We start from the raw sequence: 9,613 nt of genomic DNA, 5'->3' as shown, positions 1-9,613 counted from the left end.
CGACCTCATCCCCAACATGCCACAGCCGCGCCTTGCGCCGCTGATGCAGGGCTTCGCCAAGGCCGTGGCAGATGCCAACCTCTTCGTGCGAGCCAACGCCGGTTCAAAATGAGGGGATGGGTGAGGCCGCGATCAGCTTGTCGGGATCGACATCGACGCCGAGCGGCTTGCGCGCGAAATCGGGCGAAGTCTGCATGTGCCCGATGGACGTCCAGTTCTCGCCGAATCAGATAATAGCCGGCGTCTTGCACAGGCTGGTGGCGCGTGCCGGACAATCAATACGGTGGTGGACACAACCGACGCTCAGCGGTTCCTAACTGCCGAATAATCCGACTACGCCCACAGCATCACGTCGGGAGATCGATGCCAGAGATCTCCGCACAGATGGCGATCAAACGATCCTGCAACGCCTCATCATGAGTCTCGGAGTTCGGTTCCATCCGCTTTAAATGATAAAAATACTGGCCAGTGACATCCACCTTTGGATCGTCGCCGGCCACGAGCCAAGCCTGGGTTAGATGCGCTTGATTCATGTCGTCGGGCGCGCCGGGCCCTCCCATCTTTGTTGGCACCCAGCCGGGCTCGAGCGCATTCGAGAAGACGCCGGGCCAGCGCCGAGCAATGGCGAACGCCAGTATAGCATCGTGGAGTTTGCTCTCTGCATACGCAGTCGAGCCGTTCCATCGACGCTGCTTCCACAGAATGTCACCGAGATTGGCGTGGGCATGATGGTGCATGCCGGAGCTGAGATAGACGAGCCGCTTCGGTCGCTCGACCAGCGCTGTGAGGATGTAAGCCGATAGCGTGTTGATCGCGAAGACATGCGGCAGGCCGTCGGCGGTGAGCCGATGACCCTCGCGATAACCGACCGCTGCATTGTGCATGACCGCGTCGAAGCGACCGAGCGCGTTGACCTGCGCCGCGACGTTCTTGGCCCCCACGATGGTCTCAAGATCGCCGATGACGATGGCCTTCGCCTCTGGCAGCTCTTTGCGGGCAGTCTCGGCGCGCGCCGCGGTGCGGGCATGGAGGACGATCTCATGACCCTGACTGGCAAGTAGATCGGCCGCCATCATCCCAAGGCCGGTCGACGATCCGGAAATGAAGATACGCGACATTGTATTTCTCCTTTCTGTTTGCGATAACCAGCCGAAACCGCCAATAAAGGTATTGGCGTTATGATTGCGGGCTGCGGCCGGTCAGGACCAGCGCGGCTCCGAGCAATGCGCAGGCGGTACCGAACAGATAGACAGCGGCGTAACCGAACTGACCGGCGATGACACCGGCGATGGGCCCCGACACCCCATAGGCGATGTCGAGGAAGGCCACGAACGCTCCCATGGCACTGCCGCGGTTAGCCGGCAGCACGCGCTTCAAGGCTTCGACGCCCAGCGCAGGAAATACCAGCGCGCAGCCAAGGCCCGTGACCAAAGCGCCGGCGAGTGCGACGATCTCATGCAGGGCCGCCCAGATCATCGCCTGACCGATGGCCTCGACTACCAGAGACCACAGTGCGACGCGGTAGCCGCTCGTCCGGTCCGGAAGAGAACCGAAAACAACACGGATGAAGATGAAGCCGATACCGAAGGCCGTCATGACGAGACCGGCATGGCCCCAGCTCCGCGCCGCGAAGTAGAGCGAAGCGAAGGCGGTGAGTCCCGACAGGCCAACACCTTGCAGCATCAGACCGAGACCTTCGCGCCAGATCTGCCCGATCACCTTGTAGAACGGCAGACGCTCACCGGCGGGGCTCATGTAAGACACTTCCAAGGCAGCGATGACCCCGGCAATGAGCGGCGCGGCGATACACGCGATCATGGCTGCCTGGAGCCCGTAGCCTTGGTAGAGCACCATGCCGATCGGCGCGCCGATCGCGAGCGCCGCGAACATCGCGATGCCGGTCCAAGACATCGACATGCCAGCGCGCTGCGGACCGACGGAGGCAATTGACCAAGCAACACACCCCGTGACGAACTGGCTTTCGCCGAAGCCGGCCGCGACGCGCCCGAAAACCACAATCGCGAGGCTGAGCATCGGCGACAGGCCAGGCATGGCCGAGACGAGATACATGAGGCCGCCCAGCGTGCAGACCGCCGCCCCCTGAAGGGCCGACCGCTTGCCGCCATGCTGGTCGGTCAGGCGCCCGGCATAGCCGCGAGTGAGCACCGTTGCCAGGAACTGGACGCCAATGACCAGCCCAACAACGAGATTGTTGAATCCAAGCTTGTCATGGATGAACAGTGGGATGACCGGCAGCGGTAGGCCAACGCAAAGATAGCCGCAGAATAGCGCCGCAATTATGCCCGGCGCTGGACGGAAGAGATAATCAGGCGCGGCGCCTGATGAGCGCGCGCGATTGAGGGTCAGTGCTGACATGACAGCCTCTATGGAGGTGAATTGAAAAATGGAAGACGGGCCGGCCGGGCGTGGCGGCGCCTTCGTGTCAGACCGAAGCCTTGCCTGCCGTCGTCCCGAAAAGGTCCGTCCGGTAGCCGCTCACGTCGAGCAGATGATCGAGTGAGGCGTTCACCTGTGTATGCAGCTTGGCGACGTTGACGCCGACCAGCTTTCCGCCGCGCTTGCGGATCTCGCCAGCTACCATCACCGTGTCGACATTCGAGCGTTCGACGGCCTGCACGACGGTGCCGATAGCGTTGGTGACGGGGAAGACAGCGATATCACCTGTGCGAATCATGATGATGTCGGCCTGCTTGCCTGGCGACAGCGTACCGATCTCGCTTTCGAGCCCGGCAGCGCGGGCTCCGTTGACTGTGGCGGCCTTGAGCACTGCATCCGCCGAGATCGGTGCCGGGACATTGACCTCGCCCCGGAAGCGTCGATAGCGCATCGCCGAGCGCTGCTGGCCGAACAGCGCATGCATCTCGCCGAACAAGTCGCTGCCAAAGGCCGTATCGAGATCGATGCCCAGCGCCGGCGACAGCCCGTGATCGATAGCCTGTTGATAGGCAAAGCTCTCATCGTCGAAGCCGAACAGCGCATCCGAGCGCGGATTGACGGTGACGTTCACGCCCGAATCGGCAAACAGCTTCCACGTCTCCTGCGGGATGCGAGTGCAGTGATTGAAGATGTTGTGCGGCCCGAGCACGCCGGGCTCCGCGAATTCAGGACCGAGCTTGGCGAGATCACCGATGAACTCGGTCAGAATGCGCATGTCGAGTCCGCGCGCGACCCTCCACCAGTCGAGATTGAGCTGCCCGAACAGACCAACGCGGACCAGCCCGCCGCCGGCATTCCAATTGTCGGCGAGACGCTTGAGGTCAGCGGGCAGATGTGTAGCGGACGCCTTCTTGTCCATCGCGGCGCCGACCAGATGCAGCGCGCGGATGCCGCTGTCGTCCAACGCGTCAAGCGCCGCATCGGTGTGCTCGGGACTACGCGACGCGTGACAGGCGTCGATGATCGTGGTGATACCGGCATCGAGTGAGGCGAGCGCCGTCAGCTTCGTGCTCAGATACATGTCGTTGGGGCGGTAGTGGGCACCCAGCTTCTCGGCGACGACGTCGATATAGGCGAAGAGATCGTCCACGTCGGGCATCAGCCGGCGCATCACCCCGAGCCACATGTGATGGTGGGCATCAACAAGGCCAGGCATGAGGATGCTGCCGCTCGCATCGATCGTCTCCGCATCGCCTGCCGAGAGCTCGGTGCCGACTGCTACGATCCGGCCGCTCTCGATCAGCACATCGCCGATCGCAAGGTTAGGAACCTGCGGATCCATTGTGATGACGGTGCCGCCTCTGAAAACTGTGCGGCTGTTCTTTTGCGTGCTCATAATCGATTCCTCTTCCGCGCTGGCGATTTGCACGACTGTTATCGCCCCGAGGCAGACTTGAAATATGTGATCTTGTGTCAGATAATTCCTGACTAGATGTCAGGAACGAAAGTCATGCCGTTTGACGGAAGGATCTTGTCCGGCGTGAGCGTGCTGGCAGCGGTCGTAGAGGGCGGCAGCTTCGTCAAAGCAGCCGAGCTGATTGGGATTACGGATTCGGGTGTCAGCCGCGCGATCAGCCGCCTTGAAGCCAGGCTCGGCGTGCGGCTCCTCGATCGGACGACACGTTCCGTCACCCTCACTGACGAGGGAAGACGCTTCTATGAGGAGGTGAAGCCGCACCTCGAAGCCATCGAAGACGCTGCGGCGATCGCATCAGGCGCCGCATCTGCCGTTCGCGGCCGCCTGAAAGTCGATATCGATCCGTTCTTCCTTCCGCTGGTGCTCGCTGGGCGTTTGGGCTCCTTCACCGAGCGTTATCCGGAACTCTCGATCGAGTTCGTCACCAGCGAACACGTCGGTGACCTGGTGGCGGATGGCGTCGACCTTGCCATTCGTTTCGGTCAACCACGCCTTGCGAGTTTGGTGGCCCGAAAGCTGATCGAAGCGCCGATTCTGACAGTGGCTGCGCCGCGCTATCTTGAGCGGTTTGGCAGGCCGGCACATCCGTCCGATCTCGTCCGACATCGCTGCCTGCAGTTTCTCGACCCCTACACTGGACGGTCTTTTGAGTGGGAGTTTATCCGCGACCGTGAGACGCTCGACGTTGCAACCAAGGGCCCACTGACCTTCACTGACCCGAAGTCAATGCTTGCCGAGTGCATCGCCGGGACAGGTGTCGCGCAGGTTATTGGCTGGGGTGTTGGTCGGCTATTGGAATCGGGTGAATTGATCGATCTGTTTCCGGACTGGCACGGCGAGCGATTTCCGCTCTTTGCATTTCATCCTTCACGCAAACATCCACCCGCAAAGGTACGCGCGTTCGTCGACTTTTGCGTTGACATCACGATGGAACTCTAGCGGCAAGCCTCCCAAACTATCCATTCGATTTGTACGCTATGATGCGCGATTGCCGCGCGCCGCGATGCGGGGTCTTCCATCTTCCAAGGACGCATTGCGGGCTTTGCGTCCCCGCGAGTTCGGCTTGGGAGGCACGGTCCTTCCATATTCTTCCCACCAGGCGGTCAGCGCCTGCATCGTCGGACCCAGCCCGCGCGCCTTGCCGGTCATCTGGTACTCGACGCGGGGTGGCACCTCGGCGAACACCGTCCTCGATACGAGACCATCCGCCTCCAGTTCCCGAAGCTGGGCGGTGAGCATGTGTTGTGTGATGCCGGGGATCTGCTTGCGAAGCTCGCCGAACCGATGGGTTCGTTGATGGAGCAGCCACATGATCTCCAGCTTCCATTTCCCGGAGAGCATGGCGAAGGCGCGCCGCATCTCCTCATGCATGTTGCTCTCGCCGGCCATGGTCAGTTTTTCCATACTAAGTGAAAGTAATTCATCCTACTTGCAGATATCCATGCTGGAAGACATTTTCAACATGCACGGCGGCGGAGCACGCAGAAACGCACCCGAGCCGCCACTTTGGAAGTCACAAAATAAGAAGTCGTGCGATGAGTAGCGATAAGGAAGTGCATGGCGGTGATGCTCACTTATTTGATCAGCACGATACTACTGTCGTTGCTATATCTCAGCTCTGCGGTTCTGTACCTGGCCAAGGGGACCTGGGTTCGTCAGACGCTGGCCGAGCTTAACTATCCGGCTCCTTACCTCGTGCCTCTCATGATCGTCGTGAAGGTGCTTGGACCGGTCACAATCCTCTCGCGTGTCAGCGTACCGCTGAGCGATCTGGCCTATGCCGGGATCTTCTTTCACTTGGCTCTGTCCGGGTCGGCCCACCTCGGGGTGCGCAAGCCCAAAGGCGCGGTGCCGGCACTGGTTGGCCTCGTGCTGCTGGCAGCGTCCTTCACTACCCAGAACGCCGCCCGCGACGCGCCGGCGCCTTACGCGCCTGACCATCAGGCGCTCGCGCGCTGACGGTGACTCTGTCCCCCGAACCCAATGGAGATGAGGATGGGAAGACTTGCCGGAAGAATCGCGCTGGTTACCGGCGCCACTCGCGGCATCGGCCGTGCCACGGCCAAGTTGTTCGCCGCCGAAGGCGCCAAGGTCGCCGTCCTCTCGCGCACCGCAGCCAGCGTCGCGGCGGTGGTGACCGAGATCGAGGCGACCGGCGGCGCCGCTCTGGCGGTTCCGGCCGATGCCGGCGATGCCGATCAGACCAAGGCGGCCGTCGATAAGGTGGTCGCCGCCTTCGGCGGTCTCGACATCCTCGTCAACAATGCCTTCGATGCGACTGTCGCCTACGCGTCGATCCTCGATCTTCCGACGCGTCAGCTTCAGCGCAATTTCGAGATGGGGCCGATTGCCTATCTGCGCTTTATGCAGACGGCCTATCCGCACCTTAAGGCGAGCGGGCAGGGCCGCGTCATCAACTTCGGCTCGATGGCCGGGGTGATCGGCATGGCCGGCATGGGACCTTACAACATGGCCAAGGAAGCTGTGCGCGCGCTCACGCGAACGGCGGCGCGCGAGTGGGCGGTAGACAAGATCACGGTCAACAACGTGCTGCCGGTCGCGGAGACCTGGGGGCCTGAGGCGAATGTCCCCCCGCCGACCAATCCGCTCGGTCGCTATGGCTCGCCCGAGGAGGACATTGCACCCGTCGTGCTCTTCCTGGCGAGCAAGGATGCGCAGTTCCTGACTGGCTACACGCTCACGCCCGACGGCGGCTCGATCATCGACAGCGCCCGCTAGAGCATTTTCAAGTCCGGCGGAATCGCCGGACGACTCGAAAAATGCGCTCAGACAAAGGGCTGGAGCGGGTTCGACGAGCGCAGGCGAGGTGAAACCGCTCTAAGGCGGCGCAGCGGCGCGACCTCTTCGGGCCTTGGCATCATCGTGCTGGTCATGCCGCGCCGCGTGATCATCGGTCAAACCCGAGCTGCCGTGCGCAACCCCATAGCTCTTCAAACAAGGAGATCGAACATGAAGATACACGCTGTCACCATCGACACCACCAACCCGCAAAAGCTGGCGGCCTGGTGGTCGGAAGCCCTCAGGATCGCAGTGGGCAACGACTACGGCCAGATCGTCCAGCTCGCGGCTTCTCCCGCTGTCCCGCCATTCCAGTTTCAGAAGGTCGAGGACGTCCCGACGCAGCGCAACCGGGTCCATGTCGATCTCAGGACACCAGATCTCGATGGCGAGACCAAGCGTCTGGCAGGGCTGGGAGCCACCGTGGTGCAGAAGTTCGAACTTCCGCAGATCCGCTACACGACCCTGGCCGATCCGGACGGAAACAAGTTCGACCTGGTTCAGGAATAATCGTGTGATCGATCGCCGGCTCGTCGCCGAGCTGCGGTTCCGCGAAGGGCCGGTTGCGGGGAAGCCCCCGGCCCATCGCTTCCTCAGCGCTGGAAGACGTAGGTTCCTGGCGCATCGCCATCCGGCGCGTAGCCCTTATCGGCAGCGCCCATCGGCGGTGGCAGCACAGGCTCGGGCGAGGAGCGGGCTGTCAGCCAGGGGACCCATTCCTCCCACCAGGAGCCTTCCTTCCGCTCTGCCATCATGGCCCACTCCTCGGCATCGAGGCACTTGTCTTCCATCCGCCTCATGGCAACGCGGAAGCGCCTCCCGGCCCGGCCCGGCTCGCTGACGATGCCGGCATTGTGGCCGCCGCTCGTCAGCACGAAGGTGACCTCGGTATCGGCGAGGAGGTGGATCTTGTAGACCGACCGCCAGGGCGCGACGTGGTCGCGTTCGGTGCCCACCACGAAGAGCGGCACGCGGATGTTCTGCAGCGCCGCGGGCCGGCCATCCACGATGAAGCGGCCGGCCGCGAGCTCGTTGTCCAGGTATAGGCGCTGGAGGTACTCCGCGTGCATCCGATAGGGCATGCGCGTGGAATCCGCGTTCCAGGCCATCAGGTCGATCATCGGCGTGCGCTCGCCCATCAGGTAGTCATGCACGAGCCGGGACCAGATGAGGTCGTTGGTTCGCAGGAGCTGGAAGGCGCCGGCCATCTGCTCGGCCGAGAGATAGCCCCGGTTCCACATCATGCTGTCGAGGAAGTGCATCTGGCTGTGGTCGATGAACAGCGCGAGCTCGCCGGGCTCCGTGAAATCCGTCTGCGCCGCGAAAAGGGTCAACGAGGCAAGCCGGTCGTCGTCGGCGCGTGCCATCGCCGCCGCCGCGATGGCGAGCAGCGTGCCGCCCAGGCAGTAGCCAGTCGCGTGGATCTTCCGGCCCGGCAGAATGGCCTGGACAGCATCCAGCGCGGCCATCACGCCCATCCGGCGATAGTCATCCATCGTGAGGTCGCGGTCCTGCGCCGTGGGATTGCGCCAGGAGATGCAGAAGACGGTGTGGCCCCTGGAGACCAGGTACCGGACCAGCGAGTTCTGCGGCGACAGGTCGAGGATGTAGTACTTCATGATCCAGGCCGGCACGATCAGCACCGGCTCGGCCAGCACCGACCCGGTCGTGGGAGCATACTGGATCAGCTCGATGAGATGGTTCCGGAACACGATCTTGCCTGGCGTCACGGCCACGTCGCGGCCCGGCAGGAAGGCTTCCGCGCCGACGGGGGGCTGGCCGGTGGCCAGGCGCGCGGCATCCTCGAACCAGTTCTGGAAGCCCTGCAGGAAATTCGCCCCGCCGGACTGGAAGGTCCTCTCGATGACCTCTGGGTTGGCGAAGGCGATGTTCGATGGCGAGAAGACGTCCAGCCACTGCCGCGCCGCGAAGGAAACGACGTCCTCATGGTGCGGCGTCATGCCCGGGACCTCGTGGGTGACGTTGTGCCACCATTGCTGGTTCAGCAGGAAGGCCTGTGCCAGGAAGGCGAAGGGCTGCCTGCGCCAGGCCTCTGCGCGGAAGCGATTGTCGCCAGGCAGGGGCTCGATGCAGGGCGGTGCGTCCTGCCGCGCAGCGCTGGAGGCGAGCCAGGTGAGCAGCCGGACGGCCTTCCGCGCCGCCTTGTCGGCCAACTCCATCCGCTTGCCGGGGGCGGAGGCGAGATGGATGGACCAGTCGAACAGCGCCAGCGCGAGCGAGGCGGGGGAGGCGCCGCCCGTCGCGCGCGCCGTGAGCGCTTCGCGCATGCGGTCGATGGCGCGAAAGGCCTCGCTGCTCACACCCCCGACATCGGGTCGGGTGCCGGGCGTGATGCCGTGCAATGGGGTTGGGATTGAGTCCATGGGGTTACCTTCCTGCTGCCCTGCCGGCGCATAGCCATCGCGCCGCCCGGCCTGGATCTGGGTCCCAGCCGATCGTCATGCGAAGGATGCGGACCGGCTGTCCGGCTGTCGGCGCGACAGGGAGACGGGTCGCGGCCGGCGCCCGCCGGGCCGCTTCACGGCCGCTGAGGATGCCTATCCGTGTCGCCTGTCTCGTCATGGCCGAATCCTGAACCCGAGGAAATCAACTGTCGTTGACATGGATCAGCGCATTGCGGGACAAGAGGCGGTTGCCTGGCAGACACCGCGCCGAGGGAGAGTTCGGTATGGCAGGGAAGAATTTCGTGCAAAGCCGGACCGCGGCAGTCGAGGGCATGAATCCCTCCGGATCGACAGCAGGCGCTATTGTCATGCCACTTTCTTCCGCCAGGGCGACTCCCGTCGCCGAAAGAGGACGCCCATGCATGGGCAGCATCCGCTGCGCAGTTTGCGGCGCATGAGCATTCTCGGCGCGGGCTCGATGCCCGTACCAATGAGTCCTGACGCCTGGCGTCGTCAACGGACGTTGACATAAATC

9 protein-coding genes are annotated in these 9,613 nt (G+C 63.3%); 4 read left to right on the top strand and 5 right to left on the bottom strand.

What is annotated here, in order from left to right:
• Positions 1-347: 347 nt before the first annotated feature.
• The 3 genes from E5N76_RS22005 to E5N76_RS21995 all read right to left on the bottom strand — a co-directional run bounded on the left by E5N76_RS22005 (position 348) and on the right by E5N76_RS21995 (position 3,793).
• Positions 348-1,118 carry an SDR family NAD(P)-dependent oxidoreductase gene (locus E5N76_RS22005; RefSeq protein WP_149539476.1) on the bottom strand — a complete coding sequence of 257 codons (771 nt, stop codon included), beginning with the start codon at positions 1,116-1,118 and terminating at the stop codon, positions 348-350.
• Between the two features lie 58 nt (positions 1,119-1,176).
• Positions 1,177-2,376 (bottom strand): arabinose transporter, encoded by a 1,200-nt coding sequence (locus E5N76_RS22000; RefSeq protein ID WP_149539475.1) that lies wholly within the window; start codon positions 2,374-2,376, stop codon positions 1,177-1,179.
• 67 nt (positions 2,377-2,443) lie between these two features.
• Positions 2,444-3,793, bottom strand: coding sequence for an amidohydrolase family protein (locus tag E5N76_RS21995; protein ID WP_149539474.1), 1,350 nt, complete (start codon positions 3,791-3,793; stop codon positions 2,444-2,446).
• Positions 3,794-3,907: 114 nt separating this feature from the next.
• Between E5N76_RS21995 and E5N76_RS21990 the strand changes: the two genes are divergently transcribed.
• Positions 3,908-4,813 carry a LysR family transcriptional regulator gene (locus E5N76_RS21990; RefSeq protein WP_149539473.1) on the top strand — a complete coding sequence of 302 codons (906 nt, stop codon included), beginning with the start codon at positions 3,908-3,910 and terminating at the stop codon, positions 4,811-4,813.
• Positions 4,814-4,849: 36 nt separating this feature from the next.
• Here E5N76_RS21990 and E5N76_RS21985 read toward each other — a convergent pair whose 3' ends face one another.
• Positions 4,850-5,278 (bottom strand): winged helix-turn-helix transcriptional regulator, encoded by a 429-nt coding sequence (locus tag E5N76_RS21985; protein ID WP_149539472.1) that lies wholly within the window; start codon positions 5,276-5,278, stop codon positions 4,850-4,852.
• 153 nt (positions 5,279-5,431) lie between these two features.
• On the opposite strand from E5N76_RS21985, the gene E5N76_RS21980 reads away from it, so the two are divergent.
• The 3 genes from E5N76_RS21980 to E5N76_RS21970 all read left to right on the top strand — a co-directional run bounded on the left by E5N76_RS21980 (position 5,432) and on the right by E5N76_RS21970 (position 7,183).
• Positions 5,432-5,833 carry a DoxX family protein gene (locus E5N76_RS21980; protein ID WP_149539471.1) on the top strand — a complete coding sequence of 134 codons (402 nt, stop codon included), beginning with the start codon at positions 5,432-5,434 and terminating at the stop codon, positions 5,831-5,833.
• Positions 5,834-5,869: 36 nt separating this feature from the next.
• Positions 5,870-6,613, top strand: a complete 744-nt coding sequence (locus tag E5N76_RS21975) for an SDR family NAD(P)-dependent oxidoreductase (protein ID WP_149539470.1) — start codon at positions 5,870-5,872, stop codon at positions 6,611-6,613.
• A 231-nt stretch (positions 6,614-6,844) separates the two neighbouring features.
• Positions 6,845-7,183, top strand: coding sequence for a VOC family protein (locus tag E5N76_RS21970; RefSeq protein ID WP_149539469.1), 339 nt, complete (start codon positions 6,845-6,847; stop codon positions 7,181-7,183).
• Between the two features lie 83 nt (positions 7,184-7,266).
• Here the strand turns inward: E5N76_RS21970 and E5N76_RS21965 are convergent, their stop codons facing one another.
• A complete protein-coding gene (locus tag E5N76_RS21965; protein ID WP_149539468.1) occupies positions 7,267-9,057 on the bottom strand; it encodes a PHA/PHB synthase family protein in 1,791 nt (596 codons plus the stop codon).
• Positions 9,058-9,613: the final 556 nt, after the last annotated feature.

The organism is Siccirubricoccus phaeus (genome assembly GCF_008360935.1).
In the GTDB taxonomy this organism is placed as follows: domain Bacteria; phylum Pseudomonadota; class Alphaproteobacteria; order Acetobacterales; family Acetobacteraceae; genus Siccirubricoccus; species Siccirubricoccus phaeus.
Note: the sequence above shows the minus strand (reverse complement) of the source record. Positions and strands in the feature narration are given on the sequence as shown.